Genomic DNA, 16,459 nt, shown 5'->3' with positions numbered 1-16,459 from the left:
CGGGAGGAAAGTCTCAGGCGTCCAGCTCGGCCAGCGCCAGCTTCGCCTTCTCCAGCTCGGCTTCGAGCTGGGCCACCTTCGCGGCCTGCAGCTCGCGGGCGGCGTTGATGACCTCGTCGATGGGGCCCGACAGGTCCGCGTGCAGCTCCTTGGCGGCGCGGGACACGGCGGCGGCCGGGATCTCCAGGCCCTTCGTGACCCACTTGGCGCCGTTCTTCAGCTCGGCCTGCCACTCGCCGTCGGCGGTGCCGGTGACCGTGAGGGTCAGCTCGACGGTGCGGGTCTTCTTCGCCGTCGTTGCGACCTTCGGACGGCCGCGCTTGGGCTTGGGGGACTCCGCCGCCGCTTCTTCGGCGGGGGTCTCCGCCGGGCTTTCCGGTGCTTCGGTCTTCGCCTCGGCCGGAGCTTCGGCCGTCTCCGCCTGCGGCGTCGAGTCGACGGGCGCTTCGGTAGCCGCTTCTTCGGACACGGCGTCAGTGCGTGTCAAGGCATCCACGGTCATCGTCGGTGTCGTCTCCTTGCCCGGGTATGGGGTGGTACCCGGCACATCCTAGAACAGGCGTTCGACTCGCGCCCGGCGGGGTGTGGTAAGCGTGCCGGATGTCATGAAAGGGTCGTTCAGGACAAAAAGTGTCCTGAACGACCCTTTCATGACGTTTGGGACGGCTACTCCTCGGACTTGCCGGACTTCAGGCCCGAAGAGATCAGGTCCATCACCGACGAGTCGGCCAGCGTCGTCACGTCACCGACCTGGCGGTTCTCCGCGACGTCGCGCAGCAGGCGGCGCATGATCTTGCCGGACCGCGTCTTCGGCAGCTCCTGCACGACCAGGATCTGCCGCGGCTTCGCGATCGGGCCGATCTCCTTGGCGACGTGGTTGCGCAGCTCCTGCACGGCCTCGTCGCCGCCGTCGACCGCGTTGCCGCGCAGGATGACGAACGCGACGATGCCCTGCCCGGTGGTCGGGTCGGTCGCGCCGACGACGGCGGCCTCGGCGACCGTCGGGTGCGAGACCAGTGCCGACTCGACCTCGGTGGTCGAGATGCGGTGCCCGGACACGTTCATCACGTCGTCGACCCGGCCCAGCAGCCAGACGTCGCCGTCGGCGTCGTACTTCGCGCCGTCTCCGGCGAAGTAGAAGCCCTGGTCGGCGAAGCGGGACCAGTAGGTCTCGCGGAAACGCTGCTCGTCGCCCCAGATGCCGCGCAGCATGCCCGGCCACGGCTTGTCGAGCACCAGGTATCCGCCGCCGCCCTTGCCGACCTCGACGCCCTGGTCGTCGACGACCTTCGCCGAGATGCCCGGCAGCGCCTTCTGCGCGGAGCCAGGCTTCGTGGCGGTGACGCCCGGCAGCGGCGAGATCATGATCCCGCCGGTCTCGGTCTGCCACCAGGTGTCCACGATCGGCGCCGAGTTCGCGCCGATGTTCTCGCGGTACCAGATCCACGCCTCGGGGTTGATCGGCTCGCCGACGCTGCCCAGCACGCGCAGCGACGAGAGGTCGTACTTCTGCGGGATCTCGTTGCCCCACTTCATGAACGTACGGATCAGCGTGGGCGCGGTGTAGTAGATGGAGACCTTGTGCTGCTGCACGATCTCCCAGTGCCTGCCCTCGTGCGGCGTGTTCGGGGTGCCTTCGTAGACGACCTGCGTCGTCCGGTTCGCCAGCGGCCCGTACACGATGTACGTGTGCCCGGTGATCCAGCCGATGTCGGCGGTGCACCAGTAGACGTCTTCGCCCGCCTTGTGGTCGAAGACGTTGTGGTGTGTGTACGCGGCCTGGGTCAGGTAGCCGCCGGAGGTGTGCAGGATGCCCTTCGGCTTCCCGGTGGTGCCGGAGGTGTAGAGGATGAAGAGCGGGTGCTCGGAGTCGAACGCCTGCGGCGTGTGCTCCGCGGACTGGCCGTCGACCAGTTCGTGCCACCAGATGTCGCGGCCTTCGGTGATCGGCACCTCTTCGCCGGTGCGGCGGACGACGATGACCTTCTCGACCGATTCGGCGCCTTCGAGCGCTTCGTCGACATTGACCTTCATCGGGGCGGCCTTGCCGCGGCGGTACTGGCCGTCGGTGGTGATGACGATCCGCGCCGCCTGGTCGTCCACCCGGGAACGCAGTGCTGTCGGGGAAAAACCACCGAAGACGACACTGTGCAGGACACCGATGCGGGCACACGCGAGCATCGCGACGATCGCTTCGGGCACCATCGGCATCTGGATGGCGACGCGGTCGCCCGCCTCGAGGCCGAGGGATTCGAGGGCGTTCGCCGCGCGGGAAACGTCGTCCTTCAACTGCGCGTAGGTGATGTCACGGCTGTCGCCGGGCTCGCCGACCCAGTGGATGGCGACCTGGTCGCCGTGCCCGGAATCGACGTGGCGGTCCACGCAGTTGTACGCGACGTTCAGCTTCCCGCCCACGAACCACTTCGCGACCGGCGCATTGGTCCAGTCCAGTACCTGCGACCACTTCGTTTCCCAGTGCAGGCGCTCGGCCTGCTTGGCCCAGAACGCTTCCCGGTCGGCGTCGGCTTCGGCGTAGAAGTCGGCGGTGGCATTCGCTTGCGCGCTGAAAGCCTCACTCGGGGGGAAGGTCCTGCTCTCCGTGAGCAAATTGTCCAGCGCCGGCGACTGCTCGGTCATGGTGCGATGCCTCCTGTGATTCGCGTGTCTTCACGCCCGTTGGCACGCTATCGACGTTACGACGCGAAGTAAAAGGTTGCATCGTGGTTGCGCGCGGCATTCACACGCTTGAGGACAAAGCGGTACGGACCGCCGGCCATTCTGGTCCGGTCAGCGAGTAGACGACGGTGTCGCGGATGGTCCCGTCCGGCCGGACGCGATGCGCGCGCAGCACCCCTTCCCGTTGTGCGCCGAGACGTTCGATCGCCTTCTGCGACTTGAGGTTGCGGATGTCGGTCTCCCACGAGACGCGGTTCGCGCCGAGGTCGTCGAAAGCGTGGCGCAGCAACAGGAGTTTCGACTCGCGGTTGAGCCCGGTCCGCTGCCATTCGGAACCGATCCAGGTGTAGCCGACGGAAACGATCTTGTGGCGCGCGCTCATCGCGTAGAACGACGTCGTGCCCGCGACGTCGCCGGTGCGCGCGTCGATCTGCGCCCAGGCGCGGCGGTCGGTGTCGGCGAGGATGTCTTCGACCATCGCTTCGGCGGCGGCGAGATCCGTCGGTTGCCGGAGGCTGAGCCAGGTCCAGATCGCCGGGTCGGAGCCCGCCGCGAAGAGGCCCTTGGCGTGGTCGCGGGTGAGGGGTTCGAGGCGGACGCGTTCACCGGTCAAGGTCGCGTGGTCGTTCCAGTCGGTCACGATCTTGACGGTACGACCGGTAATGGCCTTACTGGATAGCCAGTTTCGAAGCATTCGAGAAGGCCACTGCGGCGTTGCCTATGCTCGCGGGAACGATCGACGAAGGCGAGGCACCATGGCCGAAGAGCGGGAAGAGCTCACCTGGGAGTTGTTCGGGACGGCCAGCAGGGATCTGGCACAGGCCGTCGCCGACGACGGCTTCGAGCCGGACCTGATCCTGTCGATCGCGCGCGGCGGGCTGTTCGTCGCCGGCGCCCTCGGCTACGCGCTGGACGTCAAGAACCTGCACGTGATGAACGTCGAGTTCTACACCGGTGTCGATCAGCGTCTCGACCTGCCGGTGATGCTGCCGCCGGTGCCGAATGTCGTCGACCTGACGAAGAAGAAGGTGCTCGTCGCCGACGACGTCGCGGACACCGGTGCGACGCTGAAGCTGGTCCGCGACTTCTGTGCCGACCACGTCGCCGAGGTGCGCTGCGCGGTGGTCTACGAGAAGCCGCGCTCCGAGGTCAAATGCGAGTACGTCTGGAAGCACACGGACCGGTGGATCAACTTCCCGTGGTCGGTGCAGGCTCCGGTGGTGCGGCGCGAGGGCCAGGTGCTGGACGCGTGATGGATCCGCTGAAGCCGCTGCTGGATCTCGAAGGGGTCCCGGCGGCCGCGAAGTCGGCGCAGGACGCGGTGTTCGCCGTCCACCGCCTGCCCGCCAACCTGCGCGGCGGCGCGGCGACGGCCGCCGAGGCGTCCGTGCGGTCGGCGCGGGCGTCGGCGGGCATCGAAGGCGCCGCGCCCGAACTGCCGGAATCCGGTGAGGTGACCGATCCGGTGCTGGCGGGCGCGTTGCGGGTCGCGGAAGCGCTCGAAGGACTGCTTCCGACCTGGCGGCGGGCACCGCTGCAGGCGTTGGCGCGCCTGCACGTTCTCGCCGCGTCGGATCTGGTGACGGATCTCGACGCGCTGGGGCGGCCACGGTCGTCCGGTGACGTCGGGCCGCGGCTGGAGATGCTGGCGCAACTGGTCACCGGCGCGACATCGGTGCCGGGACCGGTGCTGACCGCCGTCGTGCACGGGGAACTGTTGGCGCTCAAGCCTTTCGGCTCCGCGGACGGGGTCGTCGCGCGGGCGGCGGCGCGGCTCTCGGCGGTGGCGACCGGGCTGGACCCGAAGGCGCTGACGGTGCCGGAGGTCGCGTACTTCCGGCGAGTGCCGAAGTACCTCGAAGCCGCTTCGGGCTTCTCCAGCGGGACTCCCGACGGCGTCCGCGCTTGGCTGCTCTTCTCGTGCGAAGCGTTCGAGGCGGGCGCTCGCGAGGCGAAGTCCATCTCCGACGCCGCCGGCTGACCTCTGGCGAGATCCCACATGGGATCTTGCCCAGGTGTGGTGCGTGACCACATGGCCTAAGCGGGCCGGTAGACCTAACGTCGTCCGGCATGAGTGGTGCGTATCACAGCGATCTGGCGGGTAAGTCCGCGCTGGTCACGGGCGCGGCGGGCGGGATCGGCCTGGCCTGCGCCGAAGCGCTCGCCGAGGCCGGGGCCAAGGTCCACCTCGTCGACATCGACGACGCCGTCGAGAAGGCGGCGGCCGGCGTCGACGGCATCGCGCACGTCGTCGACCTCACCGACGCCCGGGCCGTCGAGACCCTCCCCACCGAGATCGACATCCTCGTCAACAACGCCGGTTTCCAGCACATCGCGCCGATCCACGAGTTCCCGCCGGAGACGTTCACCCGCGTCCAGTCGCTGATGGTCACCGCGCCGTTCCTGCTCATCCGCCGCGTGCTGCCGAGCATGTACGAACGTGGCTGGGGGCGCGTGGTCAACATGTCGAGCGTCCACGGCCTCCGCGCGAGCCCGTTCAAATCCGCGTACGTCACCGCGAAACACGCGCTCGAAGGCCTCTCCAAGGTCACCGCGCTGGAAGGCGCGGAACACGGCGTGACCAGCAACTGTGTCAACCCGGGCTACGTCCGGACGCCGCTGGTCACCGGCCAGCTCCAGGCGCAGGCCGAAGAACACGGCCTCGAACGCGACGCCGTCATCGAGCAGGTCCTCCTGCGCCGGTCCGCGATCAAGCGGCTCATCGAACCCGCCGACGTCGCCGCGTGCGTGCTCTGGCTGTCCGGCGACCACGCCGCCCATGTCACCGGCACCTCGATCCCCCTCGACGGCGGCTGGACCGCCGCGTGAACCCCTCTCCCGAAAGGATCTCCCCGGTGACCACCCAGAACCGCGGCTCGATCGCGAAGGTCGTCAGTGCCAGCCTGATCGGCACGACGATCGAGTGGTACGACTTCTTCCTCTACACCTCCGCCGCGGCGCTGGTGTTCGGCAAATTGTTCTTCCCCACCAACGATCCGCTCACCGGCACGCTGCTGGCGTTCCTCACCTACGCCGTCGGCTTCCTCGCGCGGCCGATCGGCGGGCTGGTGTTCGGGCATTTCGGTGACCGCGTCGGCCGCAAGAAGCTGCTGGTGCTGAGCCTGCTGCTGATGGGCGGGTCGACCTGCGCGATGGGCATCCTCCCGACGTACGCGACCGTCGGCGTGGTGGCGCCGATCCTGCTGACGCTGCTGCGGCTCGTGCAGGGTTTCGCGCTCGGCGGCGAATGGGGCGGCGCGGTGCTGATCGTCTCCGAACACGGTGACGACAAGCGCCGCGGGTTCTGGGCGTCGTGGCCGCAATGCGGTGCTCCCGGCGGCAACCTGCTCGCGACGGCGGTCTTGGCGATCCTCGCCGCCACCCAGTCCGACGAAGCGTTCCTCAGCTGGGGCTGGCGGATCCCGTTCCTGCTGTCCGGTGTCCTTGTGGTGATCGGGCTGTGGATCCGGCTCGCGGTCAGCGAGTCGCCGGTGTTCCTCGCGGCGCAGAAGAACGACACGACCACGCACGCGCCGGTCGTCGAGGTGTTCCGCAAGAGCTGGCGCGCGGTGCTGATCACGATCGGCTCCCGGATGGCGGAGAACGTCTCGTACTACGTGATCACGGCGTTCATCCTCGTCTACGTGACCACCGGGCTGAGCCTGCCGAAATCCGCCGGTCTCAACGCGGTGCTCATCGGTTCGGCGGTGCACTTCGTGACGATTCCTTTGTGGGGCAAGCTTTCCGACCGGGTCGGCCGCCGCCCGGTCTACCTGTTCGGCGCGATCGGCATGGCGGTGTGGAGCTTCGTGTTCTTCGCGATGCTCGACACGAAGAACTCCGGCGTCATCATCCTCGCGGCGACCATCGGTCTGGTGCTGCACGGCGCGATGTACGGCCCGCAGGCCGCGTTCTTCTCCGAACAGTTCCCGACGCGGGTGCGCTACACCGGGCTTTCGGTCGGCGGGCAGTTGTCCTCGATCGCGGCGGGCGCGGTGGCGCCGCTCATCGCGGTGGCGCTGTTCAAGGAGTTCGGCAGCACGGTCCCGGTGTCGCTTTACGTGGTCTCGATGTGCGCGCTGACCGTGATCGCCCTGCTCGCCGCCCGCGAGACCAAGGGTGAATCCCTGCACTCCGAAGTTCTCACGGAGCGCGGTCACGTGTCAGCATGACCGCTGTGGACGGAGCCGCGGAATTGCGCCGGCTGCTCGAACTGCTCGCCTCCGGCGCGGGCAGCGAGCAGCTGGCGCACGTCCCTGTCGACCCGAAGGCCACCGAGCTGGCGCTGCGGATCCGGGACACCGTCGCCGAGCACCGGCGGCGTGAGGCGGAGCTGGCCGCGTTGTTCGACACGGCCAGCGACCTCGCACGGCTGGACGATCCGGACGCCGTCCTCCGGTCGATCGTGCGGCGGGCGCGGGCGCTGCTCGGCGTGGACGTCTCGTATCTCAGCCTCAACGACGAGACCGAGGGCAAGACCTACGTCCGCGTCACCGACGGGTCGGTTTCCGCGCTGTTCCAGGACATCGTGCTCGGCATGGGCGAGGGGCTCGGCGGCCTGGTCGCGCAGACCGCGCGGCCGTACGCGACGGCGGATTACTTCAACGACAAGCGGTTCCGCCACACCTCGTCGATCGACACCGGGGTGCTCGACGAGGGACTGACCGCGATCCTCGGCGTGCCACTGGCGATCGGCAGCAAGGTCATCGGGGTCCTGTTCGCCTCGGACCGGACCACGCGGGAGTTCTCGCCCGACGAGGTCGCGCTGCTGTCGTCGCTGGCCGACCATGCGGCGATCGCGCTGGACAACGCCCATCTGCTCGACGAGACGCGCCGCGCGGTCGCCGAGCTGAACGCCGCGAACGCGACGATCAGCGCGCACAACGACGCGATGCGCCGCGCCGAGGACGCGCACGACCGGCTGATGGATCTCGTGTTGCGCGGCGGTGATCTGGCCGAGGTCGCCGCCGCGGTCGCGGACGTGCTCGGCGGCGCCATCGCGGTCTACGACGCGGACGGCGCGGTCCTCGCCAGGACCGACGGCGACCTGCGTCTTTCGCGTACCGCGGTTTCCGCGTCCAGGACGAGCGGGCGCGCGGTGTCCACTGAGGACGGTTGGCTGTGCGCGGTCCAGGCGGGACAGGAGTTCCTGGGCAGCTTGGTGCTGGGCGGTGGACGTTCGCTCGGCGAGGCCGACCGGCGGCTGTTCGAGCGGGCGGGCGTGGTCACCGCCGTGCTGCTGATGCAACGGCGGTCCGTCGCGCGCGCCGAGGATGAGGTGCGCGGCGAGCTGTTGTCGGACCTGCTCACCGCGCCCGGCCGTAATCCGGCCGCGCTGCTGGCCCGCGGTCGGCGCCTTGGAGTCGACTTGTCGACATCGCACGCGGTGCTGATCGCGCATTCCGACGACGTCTCCCGGCGACGGCTGGCCGCGGCGGCTTCGCGGCACGCGGACCTGGTCGGGGTCCACGCCGACGAGGTGGTGCTTCTGGTCCGTGGCGCGGATCCCGGCGCGCTGGCGCGAACCGTCGCCGCCGAGCTGACGTCCACAATGGAATGCCCGGTGACGGTGGGTGCGGCGGGGCCGGCCGGCTCACCGAAGGCGCTGGCTGTGGCGCACGCCGAAGCCGCGCGATGTGTCGCGTCACTGCTGGCGCTGGGCCGGGCGGGGGAAGGCGCGAGCATGGCCGACCTCGGCTTCGTCGGGCTGCTCCTCGGCGAGCACGCCGACCTCGGTGCGTACGTGACGGCCACGATCGGCCCGGTGCTCGACTACGACGAACGCCGCGGCACGGACCTGATCGGCACGCTCCGCGCGTATTTCGCCTGTGGCGGCAACTTGACGCGGGCGAAGGACCTGCTCCACGTGCACGTCAACACCGTCGTCCAGCGGCTGGACCGCATCGCGTCGCTGCTGGGCGAGCAATGGCAGGCGCCCGAGCGCGCGCTGGAACTCCAGCTCGCGCTCAGGCTGCATCGCCTCACCAGTGACCGAAACGGATGACGTCGTCGAACTCGCGCCGGGCGATCGTGGTCGCCGACGAGCCGGGCGACGGACCGGATTCGGCGCCGTGTCCGAGCGCCACGACACCGATCGGGTCGTGATCCTCCGGCACGCCGAACTCGCTGTGAAGCCGCTCCACGCTTTCCGGTGCCAGCCCGAAGAAGACCGCGCCGAGACCTTCGTCGACGGCCGTCTGCAGGATGAGCAACGTCGCCATCCCGGTGTCGACGTCCCAGTACGGCACGCGCCACCACGAATCGTCCCGATCGGCGACACCCTTGTCCGGCTTGGCGTAGCGGTCGAGGTACGCGTTCTTGACCGAAAGCGGGACGATCGCGACCGGGGCCGTGGTCACGGTTTCCGGCGCCCAGCTCGCCCCGAACTCCCAGAATTTCGCGAGTTCTTCGCCGGTGAGGACGAGAAATCCTTGTCCCTGTGAGAATCCGGCCGAGGGACCCTTCAGCGCGTTGCGCAGGACGCGCTGAAGGCTCGCCTCAGCGACGGGCTCGTCGGTGAACTTCCGGACCATGCGACGGCGTCGTACGACGTCCTGGAATTCCATACGATCAGCTTAGTGCGCAAGCGCTCGCCAGGTCGCCGCTCGCGCGCGGGATCGTCGCTGAAGCGGGCGGGCGGACGCCGTCGAGCCAGCCTTCGAGAGCGCTGAAAGCCGTGCGGAAACACGGGCCGATCGGGCGCAGCTTGTCCGGGTACGCGTCGTACAGTCCGTCGACGTGGTTGCCGTCGACGATCCGGTAGTAGCGCTGCAGACCGGCGCGGCCCTGGTCGGTGAGCATCCGCTGGTAGACATCGGAATCGCGGGTGATCGGCAGGAGCGTGTCGAGGGTGCCGTGCAGGGTGATCAGCGGTTTGCCGATCCGGCCGGTCAGCGAGATCCGTTCGACCGCGCGGTGCACCGGCCGAGGGCGGGCGGCGTAGTCGTAGTCGGTCCCGGCGAACGACGGGTCGAATTCGGCCTGATAGATCCGCTGGGTCAAGCCCCAGTAGACGTCGTTGTGGTACTTCCAGAGGAATTCGGAACCCGGCGCGAATCCGGCGTCGAGGATTTCCTGGTGGGCCTGTGAGGAACCGGTGGCGTAAGCGGGATAAGCCTTGATCGCGGGCGGCAGGAAGGTGAACAGGTTTGGGCCGTCCTCGTGCCAAAGCGTGCCCTCCCAGTCGATTCCGCCGTCGTAGAGCCACGGCCGGTTCTCGAGCTGCCAGCGGACAAGGTAGCCGCCGTTCGACATGCCGGCCGCGAGGGTGCGGCTCGGCAGGCGTCCGTAGCGGTGTGCGACGGCCGCCTTCGCGGCGACGGTCAGCTGCGTGACCCGCGAGTTCCACTCGGCGATCGCGTCGCCGGGGCGACGTCCATCGGTGTGGAAGTCGGCGCCGGTGTTGCCCTTGTCGGTGGCGGCGAACGCGTAACCGGCGGCGAGGACCTGGTCGCCGATCGCGCGGTCGTTCGCGTACTGCCGTCGCACGCCGGGCGACCCCGACACCACGAGGCCGCCGTTCCAGCGATCCGGCAGCCGGAGCACGAACTGCGCGTCGTGGTTCCAGCCGTGCGTCGTATTGGACGTCGACGAATCCGGGAAGTAGCCGTCGACCTGGATACCGGGAACACCCTTGGGCGCGGGGAAACCGGCGGAGGTGAGCCCGGCCCAGTCGGACTGGACGGTGTGCCCGGTGGCCAGGGTGCCGGTGGTGGTCAGATCGTCCAAACAGGACAGTCGTTGGGCCGCGGCGCCGGGAACGCGCACGTTCCCGCAACCGCTCGTCGCGTGGGCGGGGGTGGCCAGGGCCAGCATCATCGCGAGGACCAGGAAGAGCCGCATCGGCCGACGATAAGCGGGCGTTTCGCGGATCGGTACCCGGCGCGGCCACACAAAACGGGCCGTCGCTGTGGTGGTCTTCCACGTGGAAACCCGCGGGCGCCGGTTTTAGCCTCGGGTGATGCGAAAACTCCTCATCGGCGCGGTGGTTTCGGCATTGACCCTTCTCTTCGCGACTCCGGCACAGGCGGCGACGATCCGTCCGGTGACCGGGTTCGGGAGCAATCCCGGTGCTCTGCAGATGTTCGAATACGTTCCCGACGGGCTGCCGTCCGGACGTCCGGCGGTGGTCGTGCTGCACGGCTGCACGCAGGACGCCGCCGGATACGCGCGTGGCTCCGGCTGGGTCGGGCTCGCGGACCGGCTGCGGTTCAAGCTCGTTCTGCCGCAACAGGTTTCGGCGAACAACTTCAGCAAATGCTTCAACTGGTTCCAGGCCACGGACATCAGACGAGGGGCCGGAGAAGCCGAATCGATCGCGCAGATGGCGCGGTATTCGGCCGGAAGCCGGACGTACGTGACCGGCTTGTCGGCCGGTGGTGCGATGACTTCGGTGATGCTGGCGGCGTATCCGGAACTGTTCGCGGGCGGCGGTGTCGTCGCGGGGCTGCCCTACGGCTGCGCGGCCTCGATGATCGACGCGTACTCCTGCATGAACCCCGGCAAGGATCTGACCCCGAAGCAATGGGGCGACAAGGTGCGTGCCGCGGGGACGGGGCCGCGTTCGCCGGTCAGCGTCTGGCACGGGACCGCGGACTACACCGTCGCCCCGATGAACATGCGTGAGCTTTCCGAGCAGTGGACCGATGCCGGCGCGGCCGTCGACACGCACGCCATCACCGGGATGGGGCACGGTCAGCCGATCGCGCCGGGGTCCGGTTGCGGGCAGGCGGGGCCGTATCTGCTCGATGTCGGTGTGTGTGCCGCGGCGGAACTCGCGGCGAAGTGGCGGTTAGGCGAGGACGGCGTCCAGTAGCCCGGGGAAGCGGGCGTGGACGTCTTCGGTTCGTAGCTCGACCCAGCGGGTCCGGCCCTCGACGAACGTCGTCGTGAGGCCGGCCTCGCGCAACACCTTCCAGTGGTGGGAAAGCGTCGGCGCGCTGATCTCGACGTCGTACTCGGTGACGGCGCAGCTTCGCGGCGAAGGGTTGCTTCGCAGGGCGCGGATCAGCTCCAGGCGCACGGGATCCGCGAGCGCCTGAAGCACCGGCACGATCTCGATCTCGTCGATCGACGGCTGCGGCAGCGTGCTGCTCACGGCACTCCAAACTATTTGACAGTCATCGAACAGTCCCGTCACTATACCTCCCATGACGATTCGACGATCATCAAATGATCGGCTCGCTCTGGGGGCTCTGCTGGTACTCGCCGTCGGGACGTTCACCGTCGGCACCGACGGATTCGTCCTGAACGGGCTGCTGCCCGCCATCGCCGCCGACCTGCGGGTTTCCGAGGCCGTCGCGGGCCAGCTGACCACGGTCTTCGCGGTGACCTACGCGATCTCTTCGCCGCTGATCGCGGCTTTCACCGGACGGCTCGACCGGCGCTGGGTGCTCGGCGTGGGGATGGTGCTGTTCACGATCGGCATGGCCGGTCAGGCGCTCGGCGAGTCCTTCGCCGTGGTCGCCGTCGCGCGGGTGCTGGCCGCCCTCGGCGCCGCCGCGTTCCAATCCAACGCCTATGTACTGGCCGGCGCGCTGTCCTCGGACGAACGCCGAGGCCGCGCGCTGGCCACGGTCTCGAACGGGATGAGCGTGTCGATGGTGCTCGGCGTGCCGATCGGGGTGGTGGCGGGCAACTGGTTCGGCTGGCGCGCGGTGATGTGGGGGATCGGCGCGGTGGCGCTGGTCGTGATGCTGCTCGTGCCGCTGCTGCCCGGGGTTCGGATGCCGACGGTGTCGTTGCGCGACAGGCTCGCCGTCGTCGCGCGGCCGCCGATCGCGCGCGTGCTCGGCGTGAGCGTCCTCGGCACCGCCGCGGGCTTCGCGGCCTTCGTGTACCTGCCGGTGCTGGTGGCTCCGGTGGCGGTGGGCGCGACGATCTCGTGGCTGCTCGTCGGTTTCGGGATCGGGCAGATCGCGGGCAACGCCTTCGCGGGCCGGGCGACGGACTCGCTGGGGCCCTCGCGCGTCCGCTCGATTTCGCTGATCGGCACGGTCGTGACGTTCGCGCTGCTGGACGTCGCCGTGCTGAGCCTGCCCGGTTCGCTGGTCCTCGCGCTGGCTTCGGGGGTCTTCGGCGGCATGCTGATGGTCCCGCAGCAGCACCGGCTGTTCTCGCTGGCGCCCGACGCGCCGACGGTCGCCATGGGGCTCAACGGTTCCGCGATCTACGGCGGCGGGGCCCTCGGTGCCGCGCTGGGCGGTGTCGTCCTGTCTTCCGCCGGAGCCTGGTGGATCGGTCCCGTTGCCGCCTTCGTCGCTCTGCTGGGCTTCGCGCTTTCGGTGCCTTCGCGGGCGAAGGTGCCCGAGCCTGCGTGACCGAGGGGAGCAAGGGACCTTTGCTACCACTCTGCTGGGACAGCCCCCGTCGGCCTGGGTTCTCGCCTGTTCGCTTTAGGCGTTTCGCGGAGGGGTCGTGAGTGGCAAAGATCGTTCTAACCCTCTTTGTCACTCACGACCCCCGGCGAAAACGGTGCATACTGGAATAAAACGGGCACTCAACCGACCCAAACTGTCCTTTGTGGACACTTCGGGAAGTGGTAGCAAAGGTCCCTTGCTTCCTTTTCGCAGGTCAGGGCCCTTACTTGACCGACCAGCGCTCCTCGATACGCGCAAACCGCCACACGAGGAGCGCGAAGAGCCACGTAAGCACGAAGAGCGCTACAACCGCGTAGCCCACGTAGTCCAGGCTCAGCGACCCGATAGCCGCGAGCGGTCCGGTCGTGATGCCGAGCCGTTCGGTGATGATCGAGACGACCTCGATCGTCCCGATGAGCAAGGCGACCGCGACGGAAAGCGCCGTCACGATGAGGTTGTAGTAGATCTTCCGCACCGGCTTCGCGAGCGCCCAGCCGTACGCGTAGTTCATGAAGCAGCCATCGGCGGTGTCGAACAGCGTCATCCCCGCGGCGAACAGGATCGGCAGCACCAGGATCGCGTACCAGGGCAACGAGAACGCCGCTGCGCCGCCGGCGAGCACCAGCAGGCTGACCTCGGTCGCGGTGTCGAAGCCGAGGCCGAACAGCACGCCGATCGGATAGATGTGCCAAGGCTTGCGCACCGCTTTGGTGGCGCCGCGGAGCAGACGGTTCATGAAGCCGCGATTGTCGAGTTGCCGCTCCAGCGCCGCTTCGTCGAATTCGCCCCGCCGCATACGCCGGAACACCTTCACGATGCCGACGAGCACCACCAGGTTCATGATCCCGATGAGGTACAGGAACACCGCCGAAACGGAGGTCCCGATCAGCCCGGTCGCCTCGTGCAGCGCCGACGAGTCGTCCTCGACGGCCCCGGCGAGCGCGCGGACGCCGAGCGACAGCAGCAGGCACAGGACGAAGACGATCGTCGAATGGCCGAGGGAGAACCAGAACCCGACCGAAAGCGGCCGTTGCCCGTCGGCCATCAGCTTGCGGGTGGTGTTGTCGATCGCGGCGATGTGATCCGCGTCGAACGCGTGCCGCATCCCGAGTACGAACGCCGTGACGCCGAGGCCGACCCCGAACACGCCCGTGGCGCCGAGCTCGTACTGGCGCGGCGCCACGAAAAGCGTCAGGACCCCCCAGCCGATGACGTTGAGCAGCAGGATGAATCCGGCCATCCCGGCGACGGACACCCGTTCGCGTCGCGTGAGCGCGATGCGTCGGGATGAACGGGTCTGTCCGCCGGTGTTCAGCTCGCGCGCACCCTGAGGGAGTCGAGAGCCTTTCGTACGTGGCCATCGCTGGCCGTCAGCGCCTTCGCCGCACTCGCGACGTCTTCGCCGGACAGCAGATGGACCAGTGCGACCTTGAGGTCGCCGTCGGCCTCGGTGAGCGCGTCGGAACAGTCCGCCATGCTCATGCCGGTGGCCTCGCGCAGGATCCGGATGGTCCGCCCGCGCAGCTTCGCGTTGGTCGCCCGCATGCTCACCATCAGGTTCGAATACGTACGGCCGAGCTTGATCATCGTCGCGGTGGAGAACGCCGTGAGGATGATCTTCTGCGCCGTGCCCGCCTTCATCCGCGTCGATCCGGCGATCGCCTCGGGGCCGGTGTCCACCGCGATGAGGACGTCGACACCCGGCGGCGTCACCGCTGCCGGATTGCCCGAGACCAGCGCGGTCCGGGCACCGCGACGGCTGGCCGCGGCCAGCGCGCCGAGGACGTAGGGCGTCCGGCCGGAAGCCGTCAGCCCGAGCACGAAGTCACCGGACGCGACGGACTCGGCCACCTCGGCGGCTCCGGCCTTCGCGTTGTCCTCGGCGTCTTCGACGGCTTGGCGCAGAGCGCGCGCCCCGCCCGCGTGATGCGCGATGAACCAATCGGAGGGCACGTTGAACGTCGGCACGAGCTCCGCCGCGTCCAACGTCGCCAGCCTGCCGGAAGTACCGGCCCCGAAGTAGTGCACGCGGTGGCCCGACCGCAGCGCCTCCACGGCGAAGTCGACCGCCCGCGCCACCTGCGGCAGCACCGCGGCGACGGCTTCGGGGACCCGGCGGTCCTCGGCGTTGATCGCGCCGAGGATGCCCATGGTCGACATCAGGTCGATGTCGGTCGTCCGTGGATTGCGCTGTTCGGTTGGCGAGTCGACGTGCACCACCTGGCGTGGGACGGTCATCATGCGCCTCACTTTTTCGCTCATTTGCCGGTTTCCCGCGGCCGCCGCCTGCCGTCGGGCCGGACGCCCAGACGGTGCGAGCCAACCGCGTCCCTGGTCGCGTCGAGCGCGTTGACCGACGCGTCCATGTGCCGCTGCGCGACACCGATGAACAGGCAGTCGATGACGGTCAGCTGCGCGATGCGACTGGCGGTCGCACCCGAGCGGAACGTCGTCTCCCGCGCGGCCGTGGTCAGCACGTGGTCGGCGACCTCGGTGATCGGTGAACGCGGGAAGTTCGTCACGGCGACGGTGATCGCGCCGTGCTCACGGGCCACGCGCAGCGCCTCGACGGTGTCCGTGGTCGCGCCCGTGTGGGAGATGCCGATGGCGACGTCGCCGGGGCTCAGCACGGCGGCCGAGGTGAGCATGATGTGCGTGTCCGACCAGGCGAAGCTGACGCGCCCGATGCGGTGCAGTTTCTGCTGCAGGTCCGCAGCGACGAACGCGCTCGCGCCCACGCCGTAGACGTCCACGCGGCCCGCGCCGGCCACGATGTCGATCACGCGCTGTAGCGACGGGACGTCGAGCTGGTCGGCTGTCTCCTCCACGGCGCGCGCGTCCGCGAAGCTGACCTTGCCGATCACCGCGGCCAGGTCGTCCTCCGGACCGATCTCGCCGCCGAGGTTGCGGGTCGACCGCGCCTCGGAGCGGGCGGTGTCGGCCGCCAGGGCGATCCTGAGCTGCGGATACCCGCCGACGCCGACCGCCTTGCAGAACCGCGTGACGGTGGTTTCGCTGGTGTTCGCCGCGAGCGCGACCTCGGTGATGCTGCGCCGCGCGACCTGCGCGGGGTCGTCGAGGACGACCTTCGCGACACGCTGCTCGGCCCGGGCGAGCCCGGGCAGGAGGGAGCGAATCCGGACGAGCGGGCTCGCGTCAGCGTCCCGTGTCGGCTGCGCCGGCACGGCCTCGGACGGTGCGGCCGCGATTACGGAATCGGTATCGCCCACCGTGGGAAAGTTACTAACCGTTGGCATCTGCGACAAGGCTACCCACACCCTTCGGGAAGATCGCAACCTATCCGTGTCTGCGGATTCGATTTGCGATTAATCGTTGACCAGAAAGTCGCTAACCAGGTCGAGGCCGTTAACGAGGTCGAGCTAACGACTTGGCAACTTAGTGTCGCGATGCAAGGGGCTGTGTCC

16 protein-coding genes are annotated in these 16,459 nt (G+C 68.8%); 7 read left to right on the top strand and 9 right to left on the bottom strand.

The window, feature by feature from the left end; translation table 11 throughout:
- Nucleotides 1-13: 13 nt before the first annotated feature.
- From AORI_RS79050 to AORI_RS79040, 3 genes are all read right to left on the bottom strand, one after another.
- On the bottom strand, nt 14-502 hold the full coding sequence (locus tag AORI_RS79050) for a DUF6319 family protein (RefSeq protein WP_016337865.1): 489 nt from the start codon (nt 500-502) through the stop codon (nt 14-16).
- 164 nt (nt 503-666) lie between these two features.
- Nucleotides 667-2,637, bottom strand: coding sequence for an acetate--CoA ligase (acs, locus tag AORI_RS79045; RefSeq protein ID WP_016337864.1), 1,971 nt, complete (start codon nt 2,635-2,637; stop codon nt 667-669).
- 100 nt (nt 2,638-2,737) lie between these two features.
- Nucleotides 2,738-3,316, bottom strand: a complete 579-nt coding sequence (locus AORI_RS79040; RefSeq protein ID WP_016337863.1) for a GNAT family N-acetyltransferase — start codon at nt 3,314-3,316, stop codon at nt 2,738-2,740.
- Between the two features lie 115 nt (nt 3,317-3,431).
- Between AORI_RS79040 and AORI_RS79035 the strand changes: the two genes are divergently transcribed.
- From AORI_RS79035 to AORI_RS79015, 5 genes are all read left to right on the top strand, one after another.
- Complete coding sequence (locus AORI_RS79035) at nt 3,432-3,929, top strand: phosphoribosyltransferase (RefSeq protein ID WP_016337862.1); 498 nt, start codon at nt 3,432-3,434, stop codon at nt 3,927-3,929.
- On the top strand, nt 3,926-4,657 hold the full coding sequence (locus tag AORI_RS79030; RefSeq protein ID WP_043848438.1) for a Fic family protein: 732 nt from the start codon (nt 3,926-3,928) through the stop codon (nt 4,655-4,657). Before AORI_RS79035 ends, AORI_RS79030 begins: the two co-directional genes overlap by 4 nt.
- Before the next feature lie 89 nt (nt 4,658-4,746).
- Complete coding sequence (locus tag AORI_RS79025) at nt 4,747-5,505, top strand: 3-hydroxybutyrate dehydrogenase (RefSeq protein WP_016337860.1); 759 nt, start codon at nt 4,747-4,749, stop codon at nt 5,503-5,505.
- A gap of 26 nt (nt 5,506-5,531) precedes the next feature.
- On the top strand, nt 5,532-6,848 hold the full coding sequence (locus tag AORI_RS79020; RefSeq protein ID WP_016337859.1) for an MFS transporter: 1,317 nt from the start codon (nt 5,532-5,534) through the stop codon (nt 6,846-6,848).
- The gene (locus AORI_RS79015) at nt 6,845-8,680 is read left to right on the top strand and encodes a helix-turn-helix domain-containing protein (RefSeq protein ID WP_016337858.1); all 1,836 of its coding nucleotides are present in this window, start codon (nt 6,845-6,847) and stop codon (nt 8,678-8,680) included. Before AORI_RS79020 ends, AORI_RS79015 begins: the two co-directional genes overlap by 4 nt.
- Here the strand turns inward: AORI_RS79015 and AORI_RS79010 are convergent.
- Together AORI_RS79010 and AORI_RS79005 are read right to left on the bottom strand one after the other, a co-directional pair.
- On the bottom strand, nt 8,658-9,242 hold the full coding sequence (locus AORI_RS79010) for a nitroreductase family protein (protein WP_016337857.1): 585 nt from the start codon (nt 9,240-9,242) through the stop codon (nt 8,658-8,660). The two genes, AORI_RS79015 and AORI_RS79010, sit on opposite strands and share 23 nt — an antisense overlap.
- A 4-nt stretch (nt 9,243-9,246) precedes the next feature.
- Nucleotides 9,247-10,518, bottom strand: coding sequence for an alpha/beta hydrolase family protein (locus AORI_RS79005; protein ID WP_016337856.1), 1,272 nt, complete (start codon nt 10,516-10,518; stop codon nt 9,247-9,249).
- A gap of 118 nt (nt 10,519-10,636) precedes the next feature.
- Between AORI_RS79005 and AORI_RS79000 the strand changes: the two genes are divergently transcribed.
- Nucleotides 10,637-11,491, top strand: a complete 855-nt coding sequence (locus AORI_RS79000) for an extracellular catalytic domain type 1 short-chain-length polyhydroxyalkanoate depolymerase (RefSeq protein WP_043848437.1) — start codon at nt 10,637-10,639, stop codon at nt 11,489-11,491.
- Here AORI_RS79000 and AORI_RS78995 read toward each other — a convergent pair.
- Nucleotides 11,468-11,773 carry an ArsR/SmtB family transcription factor gene (locus AORI_RS78995; RefSeq protein ID WP_016337854.1) on the bottom strand — a complete coding sequence of 102 codons (306 nt, stop codon included), beginning with the start codon at nt 11,771-11,773 and terminating at the stop codon, nt 11,468-11,470. The genes AORI_RS79000 and AORI_RS78995 overlap by 24 nt on opposite strands.
- Before the next feature lie 52 nt (nt 11,774-11,825).
- Here AORI_RS78995 and AORI_RS78990 point away from each other — a divergent pair, with 52 nt between their 5' ends.
- A complete protein-coding gene (locus AORI_RS78990; RefSeq protein ID WP_016337853.1) occupies nt 11,826-12,995 on the top strand; it encodes an MFS transporter in 1,170 nt (389 codons plus the stop codon).
- A 262-nt stretch (nt 12,996-13,257) separates the two neighbouring features.
- Here AORI_RS78990 and nicT read toward each other — a convergent pair whose 3' ends face one another.
- From nicT to AORI_RS78975, 3 genes are read right to left on the bottom strand one after another with little or no spacing between them, the layout of a single operon-like run.
- Nucleotides 13,258-14,349, bottom strand: a complete 1,092-nt coding sequence (gene nicT / locus AORI_RS78985) for a Nickel transporter NicT (RefSeq protein ID WP_043848436.1) — start codon at nt 14,347-14,349, stop codon at nt 13,258-13,260.
- Nucleotides 14,346-15,275 carry an N-acetylmuramic acid 6-phosphate etherase gene (locus AORI_RS78980; RefSeq protein ID WP_016337851.1) on the bottom strand — a complete coding sequence of 310 codons (930 nt, stop codon included), beginning with the start codon at nt 15,273-15,275 and terminating at the stop codon, nt 14,346-14,348. The genes nicT and AORI_RS78980 overlap by 4 nt, the downstream gene beginning before the upstream one ends.
- 17 nt (nt 15,276-15,292) lie before the next feature.
- Nucleotides 15,293-16,291 (bottom strand): MurR/RpiR family transcriptional regulator, encoded by a 999-nt coding sequence (locus AORI_RS78975; protein WP_225949385.1) that lies wholly within the window; start codon nt 16,289-16,291, stop codon nt 15,293-15,295.
- Nucleotides 16,292-16,459 lie beyond the last annotated feature (168 nt).

Origin of the sequence: Amycolatopsis keratiniphila (genome assembly GCF_000400635.2) — a bacterium.
Taxonomy (GTDB): domain Bacteria; phylum Actinomycetota; class Actinomycetes; order Mycobacteriales; family Pseudonocardiaceae; genus Amycolatopsis; species Amycolatopsis keratiniphila.
Note: the sequence above shows the minus strand (reverse complement) of the source record. Positions and strands in the feature narration are given on the sequence as shown.